The following is a 24,473-nucleotide window of genomic DNA, read 5'->3' on the forward strand; positions in this document are numbered from 1 at the left end:
CGCAAGCAGAGCAGTGTACCAGCGCAAACGCTCCGGATCAGTTGGGTTGTGCGGCTTGCAGGGCCGTCCTGGCAAACATGGGAAACCTTACCGGCAATTCGCCTCAGCGAAACGGCAACGACTGGTCGATCGTTTCGGGTAGGCGGCAATTGGCAAGGATGTCAAGCCATTGTTGACTCCCCTCCCTTGTCATTCACCCAGTACCTGCTGTGTCCAGAAACCCATCCAATTTTTTGCGTGTCCATCGTGGCGATCATGCAACGGATTCTGCCAAGCTTGCTTCCAAGCAAAAGCAGATGAAGTCGCATAGCAAACGTGCGTTGGTGACTTCCGGTGACGCTCATCGTTTGGCCAATCAAGCCAACGAGTTGGCGGATCACTTGCAGGCACAGCAAGCGGTCCTGCGTCAGCAGCAAGTGGAACTGGCGATCCAAGCCACCTTGGCGGCCGGTCAGTCCTCGCGTCCCGATCCGACCGATAGCATCGATCGGCTGCTCGGCGACGCGACCTTGGCGACCGGCACCACGGCGGCGGCGGTGTACTTGCTCGACGACGAAACCGAGTTCCTGGCAACTCGATTTGTATTCGGCTTGTCACCCGCCGAACGCTTGGGTTCCCAGCGGCCACTTCGTGGTGCTCGTGGTGACTTGGAAGCCATGGTCAAAGGCTTGGTCGCGATTGACGACATGGACCTCGGCCCGATCAGCACGTGGCGTTCTCCGGAACCCTTCCCCTCCGGAATCTGCGTGTGTCTGGGTGAAGCCGAGATGCCAATTGGCACGATGTGGTTGTATGCCGCCGCTGTGACGGCATTCAACGACGTGCACACCGCCGCGGCCCGTTTGGCCGCATCCAACCTGCAGCAAACGTTGCTCCGCTTGGCAGAACAAGAAGCCGCACCGGATTCCTCCATCCGGTTGATTCTGCCCAGCGACGTGACCCTGGATCATTCCCGTGATGTCTCGCCCCCACCCAACGAGACTCATGACGACATGGAAATGATCTGGGAGAACAATCCCACGAGCAACGCCGCTGCCCCCGTCGAGGAAAACTCCGATGGTGTTGTCCCTCCCGACACCATCGCGCCCCCAGCGGGTCTCATCGGCTGCCCTCCCGCCGATGAGTCCGCGTCCGTGATTGGCCCGATCGCGGAAGATTCCTCCGATGAAGTCCCTCGGAAAGTCCCCTCGAGGGACCACCTGGATTTGATCGACGACGAGAGTTTGTTGGATGCGGCCCTGGAATCCGCCATCGAAGCCCAACTGGTCAAAAGCGACGAATTGATCGCCGACCTGCAACGCGATTCGGATTTCCACGCGGAACCCGAGTTCGGGCTGTATGCCGAAGAAGAGGATGACGACGCCATTGACGATGCTCCGGTGCCGGCCCAGGACGCCGACGCAGAACAATGGCCGCTGCTGTCCGGTTACGACGAAGAAACAATGCGTCTGGCAGCCAAATTGGACATCCAGGACGCTCAGTTTCTAGCCGGTGAATACGACCCAACCGAGATCGACCAGTTCGACGCCGATGCGTTGGAGTTTCACCATGGTTGGGACAACGAGGAACTGGATCGCAACGTCGTCGACGATGAGGAATCCATGTGCAGTGACTTCGTCGACACCAGCGACGACGAAGAAGAGGATGATGACGGGAACATCGTTTCGTTTGATCTGTCACCCGACTCGAAGCCCACTCGAGAATCGGAAACAATCGAGGCAATCAACGATATCATCGCCCTCATCGATGACTTCGATGCGGACTTCCCCACCCGTGCACCGGAGCACGACAAGGGCGACGATTCGATCCTCACGAATCAAGCGATCGCCGAGGAAATTGAATCCGAAAACAGTGACTTGGCTCAGCAAGTTTCGATTTGGCAGCACCAAACGCTTCCGATGGGCACCAAGATCTGCCCGTCTTGGTACGCCGATGGGATGATTGAATCGCCGTTGGATGTGGCTCAAAGTTGGCACCACTGGGACATTTTGCCCGATGGACAGATTGCCATCGCAATTTGCCAGCCCAACGGCGGGGCGACTGCGAAGATCGATCTCAGCAACGTGATGGATGTGACCGTCATCCGAGCCGCCTTGCAGGCTCACATGGGTTACCGGCATCAACCTGCCGATGCGGTCCGCCGAGCCTACGACACGCTGTTCCAAATTCGCGATCACTCCTTCGCAGGCGAAGGGCATGGCAACGTTTCCTTGCTGTACGCCCACATCGATCCTGAAACGGGAGAAACGAGAATGGCGTCGACCGGGGACTGGTCGACGCTCGCGATCTCGAAGTTTGGATACCGGCCCGTCGGATGGTTGGACCGCGAATCCGATCGCAACCATCGTGATCTCGGAACCAGCGACCCGGAAACAACCTGTCTCGGCAACGTTGATATCACGAGCAGCCACCTGCACTTGCAACAGGGCGAAGTGTTCTTGGTCGCGGGCTGCCAATGGATGGGACTGCAACCGGCAACCGGTGTCCCCGGATACCCGCAGCATCAAATCGGAACCGCGATCACCCAAGCCATGCGGGAAGGCAAAGTCAGCCCCCTGGCCGCCCTCCGAACTTGGATGGCCCAGACGACGCTCAATGGCGAACGATCCGCCATGGCACTTCACCGAATGGGATGATCGGCGAACGACCAGAGATCGGTCACGTTCAGATGTCGATCACGCTCGCGACGGGCAAGACAAAGATCTTGCCGTCGCCGATCTGGCCTTCCGTTCCGGTTCGCGAAGCGTTGCGAATGATCTCGACCACCGGCTCTAAATCGTCGTCGTCGATCACCATTTCAAACGTGACCTTTCGCAACAAATCGATTTTGTATTCGTTGCCGCGAAACAACGCCGTTTGTCCACGCTGACGACCATAACCGAGCGCGTCCCCCACGATCGTGTCGCTGAAGCCCGCTTCATCGAGAGCGGACTGAACGTTGGAAAGTTTGGTCGGTTGAATGATGGCTTGAATCAAAATCATAGCGTCACCGTTTGGCCAGTCGTCATGGATGTTTCCATCGCCTCCAACATCCGCTGCGTTTCCAACGCTTGCCGATGATACTCCGCCCACGGAGGCGATGGCGAATCCCAAAGCTGTTCGTCGTCGCGTGTCGCGTGGATCCAACCGATCAATCGCGAAATCATGTTGTGCTCTTGGTGGCATTCGCAACTGAAGGGATGCACCTTGCCCGATGCCTCGTGCACCCAGCCCCGCGCCGGTTTATCAGGCCAAGGCCGTGTGAAATCATCACATACAATGGATGCTTCTTCCCCCGCGATCTCAAACCATTTTCGCGTCGAGGTGTCAAACGCGCACGACATCGTCGCCGACACGTCGCGGGGAAAATTCATCATCGCAGTCACGCGGTATGGCACGCCGCCGCGCATCACCGCTTGCGCGTTCACCGTGAGCGGCAACGCCTCGTTGGCGAGGCGTAAAATCCCGGCCGCATACCACCCCAAATCCAGCAGGCACCCGCCACCCAGCGAAGCGTCTTGGCGGTGGTCGCCCGATTGGAACGGATTGAAAAACGAAACCGCCGAACTGACGTGACGCAGTGCCCCGAGTCGAAAGTCCGCTTCGCCTTGTGGAACGGTTGCACCTTTGACCCACTGACGAAACATGTCCGTGCGGTCGTGATGCAGCCAGGCGGTTGCATCGAGCCAATGCACGCGGGCCTGCGTGCAAGCGTCCGCCATCGCTTGAGTCGCCGGAACCGTCGTCGCCAACGGCTTTTCACACAACACATGTTTGCCAGCCGCCGCAGATGCAACCATCCATTCCGCATGCAACGACGGCGGCAACGCCACGTACACCGCATCCACATCGTCACGAGCGATCAAGTCCGCGTAACCGGACACGGCCTGGGCGATCCCATACGAATCAGCGTACCAACGCGCCCGCTCAGAAGTCCGACTGGCGATCGCGGTCACGCTCGCCCCCGGCGTCGATTGCAGGTCGGCAACCAACCGGCGAGTGATCCGGCCGGTGCCCAAAATGCCAAACCGGATCGGCTGGCGGTCGTCTTCCGTGAGGGTGGGTGCTGCCTGCAAAGGTTCGGTCGTTGCGTGGGAGGGAACGGATGTCATGGCGAAAGCCTAGCCGATCCCCCGGGCAATCGGCACCACCGGTCGGACCGTTCCTCTCATCGCAAGGAAACGGCTCGAATTCCATTTTCTATCTTGCCATTCCGAGCACTGCCCCCCCTGCGTGCTAACTTTCCTACGGACGGAATTCTTTCTCGACGTATGCCCGATGGATCGATGAAAACGCAAACGATCATGAACGATCAAAGCCCCCGCAATGGCCTGCACGCCATTGCCGGTCGCTTGCGTTTTGCCTCGCTGGCCTGCGTTCTTTTTTCGGCACTGCTTTCCTCCGGTTGTGCCAACCTGCGTTTGCCCGCGATCAATCCCACGGGCGAAACCCTGTTTGCACCGCTGCCCACCACGACCAGCCTCGCTCTGCCCGGTTGCCTCGATGATGGCAGCTGTGGTTGCCTGGGTTGCCTTCGAAACCTGGGCACCTGCTTGAAATCCCCGTGCTTGGGAATTCCCAACTCGGCATTCCCCGAGCCCGAAGATCCGCCCAAGTGCGTTGATCCCAATGCCCAAATCGGCAGCGGCGTCGCGAACACCGGACCTTGCGTTCCCGGCCCCGGCTGCTCAGGCGATTGCCTGACTGGACCTCCGGCTGTTCTTTATGGCACCGAAATCACGGCTCAGAAAGCTTGCCAATTGCCACCTCGCGGCGATCGAGGCTGCATCCTGCTGACACCGCAAAAGATCGTGGCCCCCGTCGGCGGCGAGGTCATGTTGCTGTCGGGCATCTGTGGCACCGACGGCTATCTGCTGACCGGTGAGCCGCTGGAATGGATGATGACCCGAGACAGTGTGGGCAACATCATCGAAGTCGGCGACGACGATCCCGGTCTCGTGCATCGCTTGACCAAGGTGCCCGTTGCCAAGAAAGAATCGCCAGGGTTCGCTCGCGGTGTGACCAGCACCAAAGAGATGGTGGTCACGCGTGGCAACGCCAGTGCCGCCGATGACATCAAACTCGAAAAGGGCCAAACCTACATCACGGTCAGCAGCCCCAGTGAAGGAACCAGCCACGTCACCGTGCTGGCTCCCGACAGCGATTGCTGGGACCAACGGAAAGCGACCGCGACGATCTACTGGGTCGACGCTCGTTGGCAATTCCCCTCGCCACAACGCGTCCAAGCGGGCACGGTCGTGGACCTGGTCACCCGAGTCACACGTGCTCAAGGCAGCTTGCCCGCCCGCGGTTGGAAAGTCCGCTACGAAATCATGAACCCCGAACTGGCGACGTTTGCCGGCACCGGTGGCTCTTCCTTCGTGGAGGTCAACGTGGACGATTCCGGCGACGCTCGCGCAACACTGGAACCAGTCGCCGGAACCAGCGGCAACGCCATCATCGACGTTCGCGTGATCCGTCCCGGTGGCACGTCGGACAACATGCCCGACCTGACACTCGGACGTGGCCAAGCCTATGTGACCTGGAGCAGCCCGCAACTGGAACTGCAAGCCGGTGGTCCCGAAGTTGCCTCGTACCAAATCCCCTTCGACATTTTCGCGAACCTGCGGAACCCCGGCGACCAAGACGCAACCGGCGTCAAAGTCGAACTCGGTTTCCCCGCTGGCGTGCGAATCATTTCCACCGATGCATTTGCCCAAGTCTTCACGAACACAATCGTGTGGGACATCGGCACCATGCCCGCGCAGCAACAATTGGACCTGGCTGTCAATCTCACCTCGCCCACCGCACTCAACCTGACGTTCCGCGCCTCGGGCGACTCCGGATTGATCGCCGAAGACACCGTTCGCGTCGACGTGTTCCGTCCCGCATTGGCTCTTCGTGTGACCCCCAAAACCGATCGCGTGACCGCGGGCGATCCAGCCACGTTTGACATCGAAGTCGAAAACACAGGCGATCGGGCCCTGCAAAGCGTCGAACTGCAAGCGACCGGCGACAACGCCATGACACACACCGTCACCAACAGCCGCGAAGTCGGCAACGAGAAAACCGATGGCCCACTGGAACCCGGCGATATCTGGTCCACCAGCGTCACGTTCGTGCCCACCGATTCGGGGCAACGCTGCGTCGATGTGGTCGCCTTGGCCGCGGGAGGCCAACGGGCGCAGGCTCAATCATGTGTGATCGCAATCAATCCCGCTCCGCCCACCCCAGCCATCACCGCCAACCTGCAAGTCCGCGACCGTATGTCGGTCGGTGACCGGGTGCTGGCAACCGGACGAGTCACCAACTCGGGCAAAATCCCGCTGACCAATGTCCGAGCCTCCATGGCGTACGACGTGCAATTGATCCCGCGTGAAACGACCACGGATTATCCCTATGTGATCGACACCCCCTATGTCATCGCCTGGACGATCCCTGAAATCGCCCCCGGCCAAACGGTTGTCTTGGAAACGGAATTCGAAGCCCAAACGACGGCTCAGGGCAGCCGCATCGTGTTCTCCGCAGAGAGCAACGAAGGCGCGACCAACAGCGTTTCTGACAACGTTCAGATTTTTGCAGCCGCTCCCAGCAACGCCCCTTTGACTCCCGGCCCAACACTCCCGCCCGTCAGCCCCTCGCCCAACATCCCCGGCGGTGCCGGTACACCACCCGCCGACCCGAACGCCGGCCAAAGCACTCCGATCCCCGGCAACAACACGCCGGCACGGGCGGGTGTGTTGCGGCTGCAAGTCTTGCAACGTGACGTCTCACCTCGCATCGGCGATCCGATTCGCTACGCCATTGCGATCACCAACGACACCGACCTGCTCGACTCGCAAGTTCAGATCCACTTCGACCTACCACCGGGCGTGATTGTGGAGCGATTGGTGCAAACCAAGAGCCCTGAACTGGAAGGTTTGACCCGCAGCGGCAACACGGTCTACTTCACCGAGATCAAGACCATGAAACCAGGCGAAACGATCGATTACGAACTGGTCCTGCGAAGCAACCAAGCCCAAGACTTCAACCTGATCCTCGAAGCCGAGAGCCGCAACGTTCCCCAAGGCATCGGAATCCGAGAACCCACCACCGTCTCACCTTAGTTGAGCACCAAGCAATCTTGTTGGTTCAACCGAGGATGCTTCAGCCATAACCCGGGGCGTTGCCCTGGGCTGTCATCGGGCTGTCCCGGTGGGGCGAAGTCGTGGAACAAAACTTGGGCAAACCAATACGCTCCGCAACATCAAACATTTCGCAGTCCAAGCTAAGCAGGTCGACAGGAGTCTTTCGGCATTTGGACTGTTTCGGTAAGCGTCGTTGCTCCCACGTCCAACCGGGACCGACGCCCAAACGGCTCACATGATTGTGCCCGATCATTCCTGCCGATCTGCTTCTTGTTCCAGACACATCGACTCAATCGCCTGCCGCAGAACATCGGAAGTGATCCCATGCCCGAAGACACCCTTCTCATCCGTTGAACCTCCCTGATGCATGCCCGCCACCTCACCGGAATCGAACAGCAACGGCGCACCATCGGTCGCTTTCAATGACAGACGTTCATTATCAAACCGATAGCGAATGATTCCATCTTCGACATCGGTCACTTTCAATGCATGACACTTCTGACTCGGCGAGGCACCCGCGAAGACGGCGGTGACCATCCAGAGTCTCTGCCCCGGTTGAACGGATTGTTCAGATAGCTCCAGCATGGCTGGCTTGAATCTTCCTACCAGGTCAAACGCCACGACATCTGTTTCGGTAACCTTCTGCTCGGCCGCCTGATCACAGGGCTCATAGGGAGCCCCAATCTGTTTGACACCATCCGTTGCACCGAACACATCGCTCAGAAAGGTCGACTCAATCGAATCATGAAGTTCGGTCGGACGAATATCCGCTTCCAAACCACCTCCTGTGCCGAACAGATGCAATGCTGTCACGAAAACCGGCTTTGACTCTTCGCTCAATTGAAAAGCAAACCCCGTCCCAATCATATCGCTCCCACTCACATCGCCCACGTCCGTCATGAAGAATGGCCGCCACGCGGTGTACTCCTGCACGTCGGGAGCCCCTTCTGGCTTTTGAACGCCCATTCGTGTCGGCGGCGTAGAAGGCACCGGCGAACCGGGGCCGCATCCGGGAACCAAACACGACCCTAACACCGCCAACAGAACAACGTTCAACGGCAACTTACCACGACAATTCGCATTGACCATATTCACAAACATTGTAAGGAACCGTTCGTTAATCACTTCGTCTTAAGCAGGTCGGCAGGAATGATCGGGCACAACCATGTGAGCCGCTTGGGCGTTCGCCCCGGTTGGACGTGGAAGCAACCACGCTTGCCACGACATTTCAAATGCCAAAAGACTTCTGCCGACCTGCTTACCAATTGAGCGGCATTGCGTTCGCGGCCATTCCGCTACTTCGCCTAATTTTTAACGCGATGCCTAAAGAGCAGATTCTTCGTTCGCAATCTGTTTGTCTTCCTGCTCAATCTGTTGCTGCAATTCTTCCCCGAGTGGAGGTGGGGTTTCATCCCCGCCGCACCCGCTCATACCCAAACAGACAACAAGGCACGCCAAACGCAGTGCGGATTTTGCTCGACTCATAGTGACTCTCCACCAATGATTTCCCCGTCATCGCAAACGCACAGGTTCTTCCACAGCGTCGCGTCCACGTTGTACGAAAAGAATCGAACCGAGCCATCCACGAACGCGGCATTCAAACCAGATGCATGAGCCGCCCCAAAGTAACGATTCCAGTTCGTAAAGGCGTCATAAGATTGCGGGGGCAACGGAGCAACTGTTTGGCGGTCATGCTTTGGCGGAAAGTGCCAACGAAGCACACACTCGTCCCAGCCGGCGTTGTTCCAGCGTTCGTTGTCTCCACCGTCGCGTCCATGTTGCGAGGTGTGAAGCGACTTTTCAGAGAAAATGATGGTGTTCGAGGTCCCATCGAGGATTCCAGCCAAAGTTCGCTTGTCACCCTCGCCAGGCCACACAATCGCTCCTCCCTTGGAGGGCTCCAGGCCACCGTTTGTCTTGGAACGCGTCGAAACGGCAGGGGCACCCAGTGGAGCTTCCGGAATGTAGTCGATCGTTGAGTCAGGGCGACCACTATAGAACCCTGCACAACCTGCATAGTCGACCCGTCCAAATCGTGCACTGCCGTATCCCTTCGGCGACCGCCGTGACGGACAGTAATAGGTTGAAACCAGGGCTTGGGCAACGTCGTCCTCGCCAGCATTGTTCGCAACGTTCGGCCAGTATGGTGGGTCATCCCGAGCAAGCTCGTAGATGTTATTCCCTTCAAGAAACGGAAGGATTTTGTATTGAGTGCTCCATCCTGTCCGGGTTGCTGCTCGGCAACAGGTGCCGTTTTTCGGATAGCCTGCAGAATTGGGGGCGTCGTCCGTTGTGATTGCGTTCATGGCGCCATCCAGCGGACCTTCTGGCAACTTCTTGTAGGTGCTCTCAAAGTTGAGAGCCGCCAGACTCATTTGCTTCAGGTTGTTCGAGCACTGCATTCGCCGCGCTGCCTCTCGAGCCGACTGAACCGCAGGAAGCAACAAGCCAACCAAAATACCAATGATTGCAATCACAACCAAGAGTTCAACCAGAGTGAACCCCTGGGCTTGGTTGCCCCCGTCCCTGCCCGTTCGTTTTGCACCGGAGCCAGCATCACTACCACGCGTCGCCTGTCTCAATCGCAACTCCATCAATCATACTCCCTGTATTGCCAAAGGTGATGTCCACTGGGCACGCAACCACGTCGATTGAAACATCTTCTCAACCGCTACGTGGTGGCCCTCATCTATAAGATCCAGGAAACTCAAGAGGTTTCCCCCATCCGCTCGCAAGCAAGCGAAGAGCTTGCCTTGGCGGGTCGCGAGAAGGATAGAAACAATCCTTGCATGTTCAATATGAACACGACTCATTTCGCAGATCCTTCACGCAATGCAAGCGGGACTTCGATTCATTGAGTGAATCGTGTTAACACTCGATGAAGCAACAGCTCCACAGAGGTAGCTGCACACCTCTACCTTGGCAGCCTGTTGATTGAGTCAGCCGGAACGCGATCGCGTCGGTTCGTCTCCGGTAACCGTGGGCGAGCGCCCGTCGGCTGATCGTTCGATCTGCGAAACGTTTTGAATCAACAGTCTGCTAGCCATCATGGGAAGCCGAAGAGATGCCGTTTCGCGAAAACAGAGTGCGCGACAATGAACGGAAGCGAAGCAGGTAGGTAGGCAACTGGGGAGCCAGCGATCGAAGCCAACTCGCAACGCAACCCTTTCACGATCAACATCCCCGCAGGCGTCTGACCGAATATTGCTGGCGGACACAAATCCATTCCAAACGCCGTCACTCAAAACCAGATCGTTGCCGAACCGAGGGCAGTTGCCTTGAGAAAATCAATGCCAATTTCGATTGCGGTGGTGCCGACCATGACATTCAATTCGCTTTCCGCCACTGGCTCTTTGACGAACGACCACCATCGATCGCGTCTCCTGTCACCGGGCGAACACGTGTGCACTGCAACACAACCAATGGATTTTTGCGTTGCGTTCTCAGGTCCACATCGCCGAACTGGGGCACGGCGAGGCCACACGGGGTTGGTGTGCGGCGGAGATCACCCAATCGTGCGGATCAATGCCACCGTCACGCAGCGGCGTGATGTGACTCAGCGCGAGGTGGCTGGAACCATCCCAATCTCCTGGCAACATCCCAATCTAAAACGGCTCAAACGCGAATGAGCATTTTGTTGCGGGACGCTGGGCTGGCAGAAATGGGTCACCGCGGCTGGGCGTCTAGTTGACGCTCACAAGTTCGACGATGAAGTGCAGGTGGGCGTGAGCAGGAATGGAGCCTGGGGAACCACGCTCGCCGTAACCGAGGTGGGAAGGCACCCACAGTTCGATCATCCCGCCTTCTCCGACGAGCTGCAACCCTTCGGTCCAGCCGGCGACCACGTTTCCAAGTGGGAAGGTCGTCGGTTCGCCTCGATCATACGAGCTGTCGAATTCTTTTCCGTTGTCGAGCCAACCACGGTAGTGGACGCTCACGGTGCTGGCAGCCGTCGGCTTTCGACCGTTGGAATTTCGCAGCACCCGGTAGTTCAACCCGGACGCGGTTTCCGAAAACTCCGGTGCGGGGCCAGCATCCATCGGTCCCGTGTCAGCCTGAAGCTCAGGCTTGTCCAGAAACGAAATGGAGGTCCGTCTCGGAGGTTCCGGATCGAGGGTCCCCAGCTCGGACTCAATGGGTGGGGTGATCGGCGGGCTCGGCGGCGCCGTGGAGCGACATCCCAGCGTGAAGGACAGGAGGCCGAGAAGGCACCATGAAAACCAAGTATTCATATCCGCTGCAACGCTCCAATCACGCATCCCGCATCCATTTAAAACGCCCCTCAGAAATGAACCTTGTGTCCAAATTTCGGTTGGACGTTAGCGAATTCAGTTCCTGCTCGAAAGTCCGATCTTGGGCGGTCCCCGCTGCGGACAGCGGCGAGTCAACTGAAAAACGTGTGCCCCTGCCCTCCCGAGTCGAGCGTGTGCCCGGGGACGATGGCCATGGTGCCGGTGCCGCGAGCGTTTAGACTCAGGGGGTGAACCACGGACCAAGCTGAAAAACAAGGGAGTTTGCTGAGATGAAAGTCATTGTCGATTTGTGCGTCGTCCCAATGGGCGTGGGTGTTTCGGTGGGCAAGTACGTCGCGGAGTGCCAGAAGGTGCTGCAAGAGGCTGGGCTAACGCACCAACTGCACGCCTACGGCACGAACATCGAGGGCGACTGGGACGAAGTCTTCGCGGCGATCAAACGTTGCCACGAACGGGTGCATGCGATCGGTGCCCCTCGCATCACCACCAGCATCAAAGTCGGAACCCGGACCGACCGCGAGCAAACGATGCAAGACAAGATCGACAGCGTGGTTGAGAAGAAGTTTTAGAATTGGGCGTCAGAGCAGAGAACATTGGAAAAGTGATGTTCATTCCGAAATCCAAACCAACGCTCGAACTTCAGTCCACGTTGATCGATGAGGTTGGCGTGAGAGAGACGAATCGTGCGGAGAGTGGTCTCACAACACTATCGTTTCAAAGCCTTGAGTTCCCAAATCGGCACGCGTGGATTGACACTGACTTAGGAGGCGACATCTCGGTCGATCTGGAGGACTGCTCGACTGACGAAACGTGGGACAATGCAGTCGCCCGTTTCATTGCATGCATTGCCGAGTCCGCTTCCACTGTGACAGCACGCTGGCTTCAAGGAGAAAATCTAGAGTCTTGCCGAAACACAAATGGTGTGCGTGAGTCTAGTAGGCCGGATCGAGGAACGGAATGACGCCACTCTGGCAATGCACTTGAGCGGCCGTGTTGGATGAAGATTGAGTTGCTAAGCAGGCACGCAGGTGTCATCGGGTATGTGAGCCGCTGGCACTAGCCGCGGTTTTGACGCACAACCGGGGCTAACGCCCAAACGGCTCACATGGTTCTGCCCGATCATTTCTGACTACCTACTTAGAATGGCGTCTTGCTTGGTCCGGCCTACGTTCTGTTGCCGATGCCTCACAACCACAGGCTGGAAGCCTATGCCACTACGGTTGAGCGGAGAATCGACTGGCGACGTGTTCGCAGTTGATAACTTTTTCCACGAGGTCCAGTGGCACATAGAAGTAGTGGTTCGAAGCCTCGTAACCGATTCGTGAATCTTCGCTCACGACGTCAAACATGTCGCGGGCAAGAGAAACCTCGTTCTCGGTGATTTGCAAAATCTGTTCGACGAGCTTCTGCTTGGAATCGTCGCTGGAGGCCAACGCAGCATCCCGGGCAAGCACAAACCGTGCTTGGTTGGCAACACTCGCAAAGTGGAGGTGGGCAGCGCGAGCCACACTCAGGTCCGATTCAGCAGCTTCTCGCTGCACACCCGCTGTCGCCTGGACAGCTTGCTCCAAGTGGCGAATTCCCCCGGCCCACCCATCCGCAACCATCTCAAATTGCGAGGCAAAGACGTCGGTGGAATACGGGCTTCGCCAACCGTTGAGATCATCGTAGGGAAAGCACACCATCGTCGCCCGGTAACCCGTTGGGTCAGCGTACAACAAATTGGCTGGCCCCATTTGCTGCGGTGCTTTGTACATCACCGCACCGCTGTAGGGGAAATTTCGAAATGCATCGCTGAACGCGGTCCAGGCCTGGCGGACCAGAGGTGCCGCGTCGTCGCCAAAGCGATCTTGGGCGATCCGGTTGAGCACCGTTTCCTTCGTGGCTCCCGGTTCGGTTGAGAAAGACTGGGAGACAAGCAAATTGGGAGACGGGTAGCCGCCCAACGTCCAGCTCAGCATGGTGCCGTCCACGCCAACCTCACTCAAATTCTCGCAATGCTCCGCCACCAAATCCATCACGGGAAGAAACGGCACGGCGGATATTTCCCAAGTGTTGTTGACGGCAACTTTGGCGACGGTTTTGAGCCCGGCTTGCTGAGCCTGCTTCCAGTGCTTGGTCGCACGAGGTCCCGGCCCAACGGCAGACATGGAATACTCACCGATCTTGGATGCCACTCCGCCCCGTTCGATTGGCAGGGCCCATTCGCTGACCGACATCAGGGCGACATCCTTTGGAAGCAGTGAGATGATATCCGGCGCGTCACCGTGCCCCTTCCATCCCCAGTCCCAGGCGATCACTCGGGCATCTGGATTGGCCCGGTGGACCCCCTCTGCAATCGTCGCGTTGACTTCCGCAATGATTTCGGCATCGGTGCGTGTGCTGCAGTGAGGGCAGAGATGATGCTGCCCCTTGGATGCGCAGTTGGTGAGGTTTTCAGAAGCGGTGATTGTAAACACGCCGCCAAGATCCGGCACTTCTCCAAACACGTGGGCCAACGAGTCGCTCATCCAGTTGCGGACTTGGGGTGTGCTCGTGCACATCGTCCAATAGTCACCTCGGCGAATGCCTGCCAGTTCTGGACGCGTTTCGAAAAACGCAGGCGGCATCGCGCGGGGTTCGTTGATGTAGAGATAGATCCCGATGCCGTACCGTTTGGCTTGAGCGACCAGCTTCTTCAACGTCTGAATCCTCTGCTCGTGGCCGGCTCCTAACTCGGGGAATGCCTCTCCGCCCGGAGCAAGTTGTCGAAGGACGACATGCATCCAGATGCCGTTGACGCCTTTGTCAGCCAACCGTGCGAGCAAGCCATCTGGAATCGGCTCGATTTCTGGTTCGATCAATGGATCGCCAAACAAACCAAAGTAGGAGTAGACCATCCGCAACGGTTGTTCACGATTGACGGTGTTGCGATCGGGTAACACGGTGGTTCCTTCGGTGCTGCTGAGTGTTTTCACAAACCGAAATCTTGGCTCGGACTCAACCAATTCCAAGTCGCCAAAATGTTCTCTCACGACCTGTTTGATTTCTGCGGCCCTTTGAACGGCGGCCTCGTCTGGTTCTTGATAGCGAAGGGGCTCGCACTTGGGCTTGAGATTCCCCAGTTTGATGTAGAGAAAGTCATCTTCACGCAACGTCAGGGCGAGTTCATCCGGTGTCATGTCGAGCAGTTCCAACATTTGCTCGTAGGGCAAGAGATGCCAGTTGCGGCGGATCAACGTGATGTAACCACGCTCACGCATCTCACCGGATACTGAGTCGACTTGGGGCAAGCCCATCGACTCAGCGATTCGTTCGATGTTGGTGGTTTCCGTTCCAACCAGTTGCGCCATTTTGGAGGGAGGAACCAGTTGCCAGTTTCGCCAGATGAATGCATGGAGCCGGCTGGGGAAATGAGGTGATTCGAGTGCGAGAGGATGAGTGCCGACTGGCAAGCGATCGAAAGCTGGCAGGGACAATCCGTGCAGCGAGACCAGGGTGACGATGCAGAAGTTGAAAACGATTGCAATGATGCGATTCATAAATGGGGTGTCCCCGTTGCAGAACGGACGCACAAGTTTTGAGATTGGGGCAGCGACATTGTAGTGCGTTAGATCAAGGATTGGGCGACGCTTTCACGGCGACAATGGGAACGACCAGGTACTAAGCAGGTCGGCTGGAATGATCGGGCACAACCATGTGAGCCGTTTGGGCGTTAGCCCCGGTTGCGCGTGAAAACCGTGGCTAACGCCAACGGCTCACATACCCGATGACACCTGCGTACCTGCTTAACTCCCACGACGGCCCCATCCGGGGCGACCGTTTGTTTTTCGGCATCGGTCTCTCGGGGCTTCCGCCCCGAGCTATGCATGACGGCCCCATCCGGGGCGAAACCCAGACGCCAGCCACCATTCATTTTTCGAACGCCCCTTGGGCGAAGCCGTGGAATCAAATTGGCATCCGCAATCAGAGCGTCAAGGGTGACGGCTTGTCGACTCAGTCCTCAACGACGTTTGAACCCGTAGGATGGGCACTCTTGCCCGCCTGAGTCGGCCAAGACTAGCCATCACAACCCGACGCGTGAGCGAGGGACGCCCCTAAGCAGGTCGGCTGGAATGATCGGGCACAACCATGTGAGCCATTCGGCGTTCGCCCCGGTTGCGCGTGAAAACCGTGGCTAACGCCAACGGCTCACATACCCGATGACACCTGCGTACCTGCTTAACTCCCACGCGGGCCCCATCCGGGGCGAATCTCAGACGCCAGCCACCATCTCTTTTTCGAACGTCCCTGGCAGCGACACAGGCCATACCGAACGAAGCGAGCTACGGCAGGGGACATTGTTTTCGGTGGCCAGCCAGGCTCCGAAACTCACCACCTCAGTCCGCTGTGAACACCAGCACGCGAGGCTCACCGGATGAGTCACTCTTGGCCTCAGCGGTTGGCTTGTCCTCGAGCGTGCCCTCTGCCATGACCTTTCCGGTTTTCGGATCATAAACCCGATACGATCGCGGAACGTCCTGGCAGAGAATCGCCGAGTTCCCGCCTTCTGGCAAATACAACACGAACAGTTTCCCTGGCACCAACAGACCACGTCGTCCATAAGTGCAGTCCCAATTCGGCTCCATGTTCGCAAGCGGCAAACCCTCCAAGATTTTCGCTGCGATGCCGGGATACTTGGAACCTTCAAAGTCGAGGGCTTCGCGCCAACCTGCCCCCGGAGCGGTGCACCAATTTGCGTGACCGGGCTCGTTGGCATCGAGCCGCCATTGCCACAGACTGCCGGCTCCGTAGACCACCCCCATCGTGCCGCCTGCGGTCAGATTGCACCACGCTTCGTGGCCCTGCCACCAACCCGCTCCTTTACCGGTACGACCGATGTTCTCATACGTGGGTTCGCCATTGGCGACCGCTTTGACAGGACGATTCCGCCACATGTCCGCGACTCGCTCAGCGAGGTGTTCGCCACCGTGCCCGGTTTGGCACCACTGAAAATCCAACCACGCCTTGTCTTGGTGCGTGCGATTCTTTGCATGGGGCGAATAGTGAATTCCGGTTGGCTGTTGGTACGCATCCCACTTCTCGATTTCCGTTCCCGCGGCATCAAGTTGCTCGACGATGGAGGCTTTCTCGGCGGGACCGTCTCCTCCCACCAACCAAATCGCGGGGCGGGCTCCGTAGCGAGCGACGAGGTAGCGGCAATACCGAGCGTAGTCTTCGGCGCTGACCACATTGCCTGCCGTGCCACCACCTTTCCATCCGTACCCATGAAAGACAGGTTGATAAACCGGTGCGATCCCATGAGACGTCAACACATCCACCAATTGATCAAACGTCTGAAAGTAGTCCGGGTTCAGTTTTTGTAGCGACCCGTTCGGCAGGTCTTCAAAGCCGACATCGAAACCTTTGGCTTCCGTACGAGAACGCGGGCCCGTGGTCTTCAGGTCCGGTTGGACCGTCATCAACAACACGGCGTTGTAACCTTTGTCCTGCCGATCCTTAGCATACGTTTTCACTTGATCAACGGTCGCTCGCCAAGGCAACGCCCAAGCTGTGTCAGCACACAGCAGTCTCGCAGTCCCGTCCGCATGGATCAGGTTTCGGCCACCTGAGGGAATGCTCCAAAAACCATGCTGTGTGAACACAGTGGGTGTTTCCGTCTTTGACTCGACCGCTTGGAAGGAACCGGTTTTCCCATGCAGTCCTGAATCGTTGTCGCGATCCGATGACTGCCAATGCCAATTGCCTGACGAAAGTGGCGATGCAAACCGAACACGAAAGGTGTTCCCACCATCCCAAAACATCTGACGGCGGATGGTCGTCCCATCGTCGTGAGTGAAATCAACCCAAGCCTCCACATCCGTGTAAGGATTCCCGGTTCCCTGCTCTGCCGTGAAGTCGAGTTGGACTTCCTGCCACTGCTGACACTCCGTCACCGACTCTGCCGCATTGGCACCGGTCGTGCCGACACCAGCAACGAAAAGAAGCAAAACGGATAAAGGCAAGGTTTGATTTATCATGCAATTCCTCGGTGAGGGGATCAGGAAATGAGCCGGGCATCGTTCTCAGGGGCGTCGGCTTGTTCCCAGTGTACAAGGACGATGAATCCCCGGGGCGAATTCCCCTGCGACGATCAGGTGCTCCTTTTCGCTTGACAGCTGAAACCGACCTGCCTACTGTACTACCTCATGCGGTACGGTAGTCCGCGACCGATTTCGTTCGAGGCGACCATGCTGACCATCCAGATCACAACCGGAAGCGACGTGCCGATCTTTCGGCAGATCGTTCAGCAGGTGCGTGGTGGGATCGCGGCGGGCAAACTGAGCGTGGGCGACGCGTTGCCCAGTGTGCGGGGGTTGGCAGCGGACTTGGTGGTCAACCACAACACCGTCGCCAAGGCGTACTCGCAACTGGTACGGGATGGGTTGATTGAAAGCCAGCAAGGCCGCGGCTACTTCGTAACGCAGCGACGCGAGATTTACACCAAATCCGAACGGGTTCGCCGGGTTGCCTTGCTGGTGGAACCGTTGGTCAGCGAAGGGACGACACTGGGGTTCACGCCCGACGAAATCGTGGCGTTGGTGGAAAAGGAACTGGGCAAGTTGAGCGGCGGGAAAGTGTCCGGCGGAAACGCCACTGGCAAACGAGGGAAACGTTCATGAAGGCGGCGATCGAGACGTTTGGTTTGACACGTTACTTCCACCAACACTGCGTGGTCGAACAGCTGGGGTTCCAGGTTCCCACCGGCAAGGTCACCGCCTTGCTGGGGCTCAATGGTGCCGGCAAAACCACCACCATTCGGATGATGATGGGGTTGCTGGATCCAACCCGTGGCCGCTGCGAGACGCTGGGCGTGGACAGTCGCGAACTGACGCCGGCCATGCTTTCACGGATTGGCTACATGGTCGAAGGGCACTACTTGTCGTCCTGGATGCGTGTGTCACAGATGGAACGCTTTTCGGCGGAAGGTCACGCTCATTGGGACGGTGATCGCTATCGATCGATGGTGGAACACTTTGGAATTTCATCCTCTCAGAGAATCGGTTCGCTCAGTCGTGGCCAGCGTGCTGGCGTCAGCCTGGCAGCCGTGATGGCCGCTGATCCGGAGTTGCTGATCCTGGATGACCCTGCACTCGGATTGGACCCCGTCAGCCGCCGTGCGCTCAATGAGACGCTGGTCGACTTTGCAGCTGGCGAAACGACCGACGGTTGCGTTCGAACGGTGTTGCTGAGCACGCATTTGATGGACGACGTGGAACGCATCGCCGATGAAATTGCCGTGATGGTGGGCGGACGATTGTTGGTGCAAACGTCCTTGGATGACTTCCTGGACCGGGTCCAGCGAATGGCATTCACGCCGCTCCGTTCGCTCTCCAATCTCGAACTGGAGTCGAACTTACGGCAAACGATTCCCGGATTGGTGGAACTGCGTTTCGTTTCCGGTCAGTGCGTGGTTTGCATCGCGGACGTGTCGGATGAGGTGGTCGAGTCGCTCGCACGAGTTGCTGCGGGCGATGTGGAAACGTTGCCAACCTCACTGAACGATCTGGTGATCGCGTACCTGACAACACAACGAAGTGAGTCGTTTGCAGTGTCCACTTCCTCACTTGCCTTGGCGGATGAATCATGATGTTGTTTTGGAAGGAATGGCGGGAAGCGATCCGAACGCTACCGATCGCCATGGTGATTTTGGCGGTGGTGGTCTACACCGAAATGCCAAACCGTTCTACCAATCCCTCGAATCTGCCGGAGGCCCTCAGTCGCTCTCTCGCGCTGTGGGGATCCGTCTATGCGTTGGTATTGGGATTGTTGCAAACGTGGGGAGAGCAGCGAACCGATGTTCGCGGTTGGTTGTTTTCACATCCCGTCGCGCGTTGGCAGTCCTACTGGAGCAAAACGGTCGCTGCCTTTTTGGTTCACTTCGTTGCAATGCTGGTGCCTTGGACAATCGCCTACGTTTGGCTGGCGCGGGTCGCCCCCCCGACTCGGCCAGCCGACCCGCAAATGTTGATTCCCGGATTTTGGTGCTACCTCGCCGCGTTTTCGTTTCATCCCGCAACGGTCTGGATGATGGCTCGCCCTTCGCGATGGCTGGGTTCCAAAACAGTGGTCCTGGTCCCGGCGATCGCGGTGACCGCCCTCGCTTACTTCGCATTCATGACGTTCTGGGCGACGTGGGCGGTGGCGTTGATCCTGGGCGCGGTCGCATTCTTCGTGCTGGCATTTCCCGCGATCGCGCAGCACACGTTCGTTCGGCAATCCAACCAGCCGCCGCTCGCATCCGACGGCACGCTTGCGTCGCGATTGGCAGGTGCGGGGGTGATCGCATCGGTGCTGGTGGTTGGTGGCGTGGCAACCGCATTCGTCGGCGTGACGATGTCAAACCTCGTGCAGCCCGCGAGCGATGGAATGATCGAGAGTCATCGGTACATGCCCGACGGACGTTTGGTAAGGACACGCGAAAAATACATCTGGGACGAGGAGCTTGGTGGATCGGAATACAAAGTCCAATCCGCGTCTTTTGCTTCGCCGCAAAACAGCGACGCAGACGAGGTCGCGCTGACCGATCGTCAGATTGCGGAACTGATTCAACCCGCCTCCATGTCGCCAATGAAGCCTCAGGATCAACACCCGCCATTCCGAGCCATCGACACCAGCACCTACCACGAACGTGCGTTTGGATTGACTTGGTTTTGTCACGACGATGGCTACTACCTAGCGTATGTCGATCCAAGCTCCGTCACAGCCGACGAACCGTTGCTGGCAATGACACTCGATCGCAGTGGTTTCGGGTCAACCGGCCAGCCATTTGCAAGTCACGATCCGTTGAGTCAGTACCGCATGGCAATCTTGCGATTTGCAGACAGTCCCTGGAACAAGACGGTTGGCTTGGTGGACCAAGACGGGATTTACGAGGCGATGATCAAGGAGCAGAAAATGCGCGTCGTCGCAAAAATGCCGATCGATGAAATCAGCTTTTCACCAAGCTTGGGTGATCGCGGTGCAACCGCACTGGTGCTTCACGACTACGAGTTGACGCTGCACGCGATGGAAAGCACCGAGCCAGGAGTTCCCTTGCCACCTGCCTACGAACGGAACGATCGGAACACCGCCTACGCTCCGATGCCGACGTTCGCGCTGAGCCGACCGACGCCAATCACTTTGCCGGCGGACTGGTTTGCACAACCGGAAATGGCGGTGAACTCGAATTGGATCTCGCATCATTACCTGGACCGTGGCGAGGACGGTTTCGATTTGATTCGGGAAGCCTACGGCTCGTTTGTGAAGTCATTGCACATCGACAATGCTGGGCAGGTCGTCTCGCAAGAAACCTACCTCATTCCTCGGGTTCCAACTCAAACGCCCGCGGACGCACTCGTTGCGACGGTGGCTCCCCCGGTGTTCGCTGTTGGCTTCGGTGGGCTGTCGCAACGGCCTTGGGCGGCAGATTCTTCGGTCGTGATTTCGCAGCCATGGTTGTTCAATTTGGCCCTTTCACTGGGCGCATTGGCACACGGCGGGTTGGCCTGGTGGTTGACCAATCTGGCCTGTCGTCGGCGAGCGTTGTCAACGCGATGTTCCGTCGCCTGGAAGTGCTTTTCTTTGCTCGCCGGTTGGATCACTCCACTGGCGGTGCTGAGCGTTCACCCACGCATCGCCCAGACGAGTTGCCACGAATGCGACCGCTTGATTCGCGTCGATTCGGAGCACTGCCCGCACTGTGCCGCCAATTGGTGCCCACCTCAAAAAACCGGCATCGAGGTGTTCTCTCGCTCGACCTGAGAGGGGACTGACCTGGGCTGCGAACCTTCGCGCTTGCACTCGGTGCTCAGTGAAACGGTGCTCGTGCTCGTGCTCGTGCTCGTGCTCGTGCTCGTAATCGACTTTCGACTTTCGACTTTCGACTTTCGACTTTCGACTTTCGACTTTCGACTTTCGACTTTCGACTTTCGACTTTCGACTTTCGAGTACGAGTACGAGTACGAGTACGAGTACGAGTACGAGTACGAGTACGAGCACGAGCAGGGAGCACGAGCAGGGAGCAGGGAGCAGGGAGCAGGGAGCAGGGAGCAGGGCAATTCTTTCCGGTTCGTTTCCGCTGGGCTATGCTGCTCAAGTGCGCGGGTGTTGTGTGCACCGTGCTGCCCGTTTGGTTGTTTGGCGTTGGTTTGATTCTTGATTGCAATTGATTTTCATGGGGGCACTTTGCGACTGCGTGGCTGGCGGGACGTCGGTTGGTCGCAAGCGTCGGTTGCCGGCCGAATGGGAGGGATCCCATTGGTCTTCGATGATCGTGACGATTGCTTTCGTTGCGATGCGATGTGGGCGGGCAAGTTGCAGGCTCACCTGCGAAAATGGGATCAAGAGCATTTCGAAATTGATTCGTCTTCGTGGTGGCGATGGGAGGCTGGACCGGATCCGGATTGGCAGCCAAGCTTGCACGACCAACGAAACATTCAATTGCGTCCGGACCAGAATCAAGCGGTCAGTGATTTTGAATCGGGCGGGCAATGTGGTCTGCTGGTCATGCCGACAGGGACAGGCAAAACCGTGGTGGCAATGGAATGCATCCTGCGATCCCGATGCAGCGTCTTGATCGTCGTTCCCGTGCGTGACCTGATGTATCAGTGGCACGAAAAAATTCGCGAGGCAACGGGTGTCGACGCGGGCCTGATCGGCGATGGCGTGCATCGCGTGTCCCCCATCAGCATTGCAACCTATGACTCGGCGGCGATTCACATGCCGCGAATCGGTGACCGTTTCAAGATGCTGGTTTTCGATGAGGTGCACCATTTGTCAGGTGCCTGGCGCGGCGACGCCGCACGAATGTCGACCGCGACGATTCGCATGGGATTGACCGCAACCTTGCCGACGGATGAATCACGATTGCAAGCCTTGCACACGCTGGTCGGCCCGACACTGCACCAGCAAACGATTGGGCAAGCCAAAGGGAAAACACTGGCAGAGTACCGTGTTCACCGGATTGCGGTCTCGTTGAACGAGTCGGAACGGAACGCCTATCGTGGCCTTTCCGAAACAGTGCAAGAGTTTGTGGCGGAGCAACGAGAATTGGACCCAACCTTTCGCTGGGAAGACATTCACAAATTGTCGGCGGCGGTGGACAGCGAACCGGAACGTTCCCTCGCGGCACAAAAGGCGATGCGTGCTTATCGTGCCAAGCAAAAAATCGAGGACCAAGCGGAAGCCAAAATGCGCACACTGGAAGACCTGTTCCGACTCCACAACGGCCAGCCCGTGATCGTTTTCACAGGCACCAACGTGATGGCCCGAGCGGTCTCGATGCGGTTCATGGTCCCTTGCCTGCTGTCACACTGCGCGAAAAAGGAACGCCGCGAAGTGCTGCAACGATTCGCCGACGGACGCTACCCGGTGCTGGTGGCCAACCGAGTGCTGGACGAGGGAGTCGACCTACCCGAAGTGAAAACAGCCATCGTGCTGGGCGGGCTGTCCAGTCAGCGTCAGGCGATCCAGCGACTCGGACGCGTGCTTCGCAGGGGATCTCGAAAAGAAACCGCCGTGCTGTATGAAATCGTGGCGGATGGAACCAACGAAGTGAAACGCAGTCGAACACGGCGACGCAACGATGCCTATCGAAAGACAAGCTGATGCTGCGCGGTGAACACTCGATCGTTCAGCTCAACTTTGACAATCGAACCTTGAAACCGGATCGGTTGCAGCGTGTCCGTGACGCTGCGTACTCGGAAGGGATTGCCACATGCTTGCAGATTTACCGGGCCGGCATCGGCGAAATTCGGCAAGACTTGCATCGCGGCGTCGCGGAGGTGCTTGCGAACATTCCGGGTTGCCCGCCCAAACGCATGGCTGCCTTTTGCAAGCTGCTCGACGACTTCGGACAATACGAACGTGGTGGACCATCCGCCAGCCGATTGCGTCAGCGCGTATTTGAAGAGGCCGCGCCACTTCATCCCATTGTCACGGCTCGGGAAGGGATCTTCGAGCACGACCTCTCAACCGCTCGACAAAAGGTCTGCGAATCCCTGGGGATGAGTTGGGCGGAAATTGAATCGAACATGTTTTCAGATGTGATCGAGTTGCAACGCTTGCAATCATTCGACAAGGAACTGACCGCGGAGGAAGTGCTGTCGGCGTACAACGTCGCCCAAACCCAGGCGGCCCTGTACCGCGCGACCTCGATTCGAATCGATGCGAGGTCGGATTTCAAAACCATCGCGCGGCATGCCAAGCTAGCCCAATTGATGCACCGGATCGAACGCACGAAATGGACGAAGAACGGGACCGTCCAACTTGGCCTGCGTTTTGAGTTGGACGGACCAGGCTCCTCACTTCGCGAAACGACCCGCTATGGAGTTGGGTTTGCAAAGCTATTGCCCAAACTTTTGGCGTGCCAGGACTGGCGGATGACGGCACGTGTGCTTGGCCCCAACAAGCAAGCGTTTCGATTGTCGCTGTCACCCCAGGACGGCCTGCGATCTCCGCTTCCACCCGAGAATGAATTTGATTCGGAGTTTGAGCGTGCCGTGGATGCCGCCTGGAATCGCAATCCGCCAGCGGGATGGCGACTGGAACGAGAGACTGAGTTGCTGGTCCATGGCCAAAGCGTTTTCACACCTGACTTCTTAATGCGTCACGAAGATGGACGCATCATCCACTTGGAGGTGATCGGATTTTGGACGCCCGAATACCTTCAAGACAAAGCCCGACGACTCTCCAAATGGGCGTCGAGCGCAACGGACGAGAACCGCCCCACCACACCGAGCGTTGACCGCCCACATTGGTTGTTGATGTTTCCCAAGCAGCATTCCACCGGCATGGCCGAACTGGCCGATCAATTGGAACTCCCTTTCCTCCGATTTGACCCTCGACAAAATCCTGCGGAGTGGATCGAAACGGCACTTCGTTTGGCCCGGCCGACTTGAGTTTTCGAACCTGCGATGGAGAAACTAGCTCGATACTGCTGAGACGCCGGTCGAGGCAGGTCGGCGGGAGCCTTTCGGCATTTGGACTGTGATAGCAAACGCCACTGTTCCCACGCACAACCGGGGCCAACGCTGGACTGCTGAACGTTTGGGCTTGGAGAGTATTGTCGCTTGCGCAAGTTTTCATCCCGGTAGGGATGCAAGATGGTAGCCGT

At 57.9% G+C, this 24,473-nt stretch carries 16 protein-coding genes; 9 read left to right on the forward strand and 7 right to left on the reverse strand.

The genetic code is table 11. The features are described 5' to 3' along the window. Window positions 1-296 precede the first annotated feature (296 nt). Window positions 297-2,636 (forward strand): SpoIIE family protein phosphatase, encoded by a 2,340-nt coding sequence (locus tag RISK_RS10745; RefSeq protein ID WP_236696205.1) that lies wholly within the window; start codon window positions 297-299, stop codon window positions 2,634-2,636. 28 nt (window positions 2,637-2,664) lie between these two features. Here the strand turns inward: RISK_RS10745 and RISK_RS10750 are convergent, their stop codons facing one another. Continuing rightward, entirely contained in the window at window positions 2,665-2,982 is a 318-nt protein-coding gene (locus tag RISK_RS10750; protein WP_047814308.1) for a P-II family nitrogen regulator, read from the reverse strand. Then, window positions 2,979-4,091: a Gfo/Idh/MocA family protein gene (locus tag RISK_RS10755; protein WP_047814309.1), complete on the reverse strand. Its 1,113-nt coding sequence runs from the start codon at window positions 4,089-4,091 to the stop codon at window positions 2,979-2,981. Before RISK_RS10755 ends, RISK_RS10750 begins: the two co-directional genes overlap by 4 nt. Before the next feature lie 159 nt (window positions 4,092-4,250). Here RISK_RS10755 and RISK_RS10760 point away from each other — a divergent pair, with 159 nt between their 5' ends. Continuing rightward, on the forward strand, window positions 4,251-7,085 hold the full coding sequence (locus tag RISK_RS10760) for a COG1361 family protein (RefSeq protein WP_047814310.1): 2,835 nt from the start codon (window positions 4,251-4,253) through the stop codon (window positions 7,083-7,085). A 270-nt stretch (window positions 7,086-7,355) separates the two neighbouring features. Here the strand turns inward: RISK_RS10760 and RISK_RS10765 are convergent, their stop codons facing one another. Further along, complete coding sequence (locus RISK_RS10765) at window positions 7,356-8,072, reverse strand: hypothetical protein (protein WP_236696207.1); 717 nt, start codon at window positions 8,070-8,072, stop codon at window positions 7,356-7,358. A gap of 515 nt (window positions 8,073-8,587) precedes the next feature. After that, window positions 8,588-9,700: a DUF1559 domain-containing protein gene (locus tag RISK_RS10770; protein ID WP_053061140.1), complete on the reverse strand. Its 1,113-nt coding sequence runs from the start codon at window positions 9,698-9,700 to the stop codon at window positions 8,588-8,590. A gap of 57 nt (window positions 9,701-9,757) precedes the next feature. Here RISK_RS10770 and RISK_RS33010 point away from each other — a divergent pair, with 57 nt between their 5' ends. After that, window positions 9,758-9,964 (forward strand): hypothetical protein, encoded by a 207-nt coding sequence (locus RISK_RS33010; RefSeq protein ID WP_236696208.1) that lies wholly within the window; start codon window positions 9,758-9,760, stop codon window positions 9,962-9,964. An 825-nt stretch (window positions 9,965-10,789) separates the two neighbouring features. Here RISK_RS33010 and RISK_RS10780 read toward each other — a convergent pair. Further along, entirely contained in the window at window positions 10,790-11,365 is a 576-nt protein-coding gene (locus tag RISK_RS10780; RefSeq protein WP_047814313.1) for an FKBP-type peptidyl-prolyl cis-trans isomerase, read from the reverse strand. 263 nt (window positions 11,366-11,628) lie between these two features. On the opposite strand from RISK_RS10780, the gene RISK_RS10790 reads away from it, so the two are divergent. Next, the gene (locus tag RISK_RS10790) at window positions 11,629-11,928 is read left to right on the forward strand and encodes an MTH1187 family thiamine-binding protein (RefSeq protein ID WP_047814315.1); all 300 of its coding nucleotides are present in this window, start codon (window positions 11,629-11,631) and stop codon (window positions 11,926-11,928) included. A gap of 645 nt (window positions 11,929-12,573) precedes the next feature. Here the strand turns inward: RISK_RS10790 and RISK_RS10800 are convergent. Further along, window positions 12,574-14,880 (reverse strand): phenylalanine--tRNA ligase subunit alpha, encoded by a 2,307-nt coding sequence (locus RISK_RS10800; protein WP_047814317.1) that lies wholly within the window; start codon window positions 14,878-14,880, stop codon window positions 12,574-12,576. Between the two features lie 837 nt (window positions 14,881-15,717). Continuing rightward, entirely contained in the window at window positions 15,718-17,358 is a 1,641-nt protein-coding gene (locus tag RISK_RS10810; protein ID WP_047814319.1) for an apiosidase-like domain-containing protein, read from the reverse strand. Window positions 17,359-17,568: 210 nt separating this feature from the next. On the opposite strand from RISK_RS10810, the gene RISK_RS10815 reads away from it, so the two are divergent. The 5 genes from RISK_RS10815 (at window position 17,569) to RISK_RS10840 (ending at window position 24,258) form a co-directional block, all read left to right on the forward strand. Continuing rightward, complete coding sequence (locus tag RISK_RS10815; RefSeq protein WP_047814320.1) at window positions 17,569-18,000, forward strand: GntR family transcriptional regulator; 432 nt, start codon at window positions 17,569-17,571, stop codon at window positions 17,998-18,000. Next, window positions 17,997-18,968 carry an ABC transporter ATP-binding protein gene (locus RISK_RS10820; RefSeq protein ID WP_053061141.1) on the forward strand — a complete coding sequence of 324 codons (972 nt, stop codon included), beginning with the start codon at window positions 17,997-17,999 and terminating at the stop codon, window positions 18,966-18,968. Before RISK_RS10815 ends, RISK_RS10820 begins: the two co-directional genes overlap by 4 nt. Further along, complete coding sequence (locus RISK_RS10825) at window positions 18,965-21,121, forward strand: ABC transporter permease (protein ID WP_047814321.1); 2,157 nt, start codon at window positions 18,965-18,967, stop codon at window positions 21,119-21,121. The genes RISK_RS10820 and RISK_RS10825 overlap by 4 nt, the downstream gene beginning before the upstream one ends. 393 nt (window positions 21,122-21,514) lie before the next feature. Further along, window positions 21,515-22,966, forward strand: coding sequence for a DEAD/DEAH box helicase (locus RISK_RS10835; RefSeq protein WP_053061142.1), 1,452 nt, complete (start codon window positions 21,515-21,517; stop codon window positions 22,964-22,966). Continuing rightward, window positions 22,966-24,258 carry a DUF790 family protein gene (locus RISK_RS10840; RefSeq protein WP_047814323.1) on the forward strand — a complete coding sequence of 431 codons (1,293 nt, stop codon included), beginning with the start codon at window positions 22,966-22,968 and terminating at the stop codon, window positions 24,256-24,258. Before RISK_RS10835 ends, RISK_RS10840 begins: the two co-directional genes overlap by 1 nt. Window positions 24,259-24,473 lie beyond the last annotated feature (215 nt).

Origin of the sequence: Rhodopirellula islandica (genome assembly GCF_001027925.1) — a bacterium.
In the GTDB taxonomy this organism is placed as follows: Bacteria; Planctomycetota; Planctomycetia; order Pirellulales; family Pirellulaceae; genus Rhodopirellula; species Rhodopirellula islandica.

Bases quoted from the DNA above. Each gene is read 5' to 3' on its own strand.
- RISK_RS10750 (WP_047814308.1), bottom strand. From the start codon at position 2,982: ATGATTTTGATTCAAGCCATCATTCAACCGACCAAACTTTCCAACGTT.
- RISK_RS10770 (WP_053061140.1), bottom strand. From the start codon at position 9,700: ATGGAGTTGCGATTGAGACAGGCGACGCGTGGTAGTGATGCTGGCTCC.
- RISK_RS10780 (WP_047814313.1), bottom strand. From the start codon at position 11,365: ATGCGTGATTGGAGCGTTGCAGCGGATATGAATACTTGGTTTTCATGG.
- RISK_RS10825 (WP_047814321.1), top strand. From the start codon at position 18,965: ATGATGTTGTTTTGGAAGGAATGGCGGGAAGCGATCCGAACGCTACCG.
- RISK_RS10840 (WP_047814323.1), top strand. From the start codon at position 22,966: ATGCTGCGCGGTGAACACTCGATCGTTCAGCTCAACTTTGACAATCGA.
- RISK_RS10810 (WP_047814319.1), bottom strand. From the start codon at position 17,358: ATGATAAATCAAACCTTGCCTTTATCCGTTTTGCTTCTTTTCGTTGCT.
- RISK_RS10815 (WP_047814320.1), top strand. From the start codon at position 17,569: ATGCTGACCATCCAGATCACAACCGGAAGCGACGTGCCGATCTTTCGG.
- RISK_RS10755 (WP_047814309.1), bottom strand. From the start codon at position 4,091: ATGACATCCGTTCCCTCCCACGCAACGACCGAACCTTTGCAGGCAGCA.
- RISK_RS10790 (WP_047814315.1), top strand. From the start codon at position 11,629: ATGAAAGTCATTGTCGATTTGTGCGTCGTCCCAATGGGCGTGGGTGTT.
- RISK_RS10800 (WP_047814317.1), bottom strand. From the start codon at position 14,880: ATGAATCGCATCATTGCAATCGTTTTCAACTTCTGCATCGTCACCCTG.
- RISK_RS10820 (WP_053061141.1), top strand. From the start codon at position 17,997: ATGAAGGCGGCGATCGAGACGTTTGGTTTGACACGTTACTTCCACCAA.
- RISK_RS10745 (WP_236696205.1), top strand. From the start codon at position 297: ATGAAGTCGCATAGCAAACGTGCGTTGGTGACTTCCGGTGACGCTCAT.
- RISK_RS10760 (WP_047814310.1), top strand. From the start codon at position 4,251: ATGCCCGATGGATCGATGAAAACGCAAACGATCATGAACGATCAAAGC.
- RISK_RS10765 (WP_236696207.1), bottom strand. From the start codon at position 8,072: ATGGGCGTTCAAAAGCCAGAAGGGGCTCCCGACGTGCAGGAGTACACC.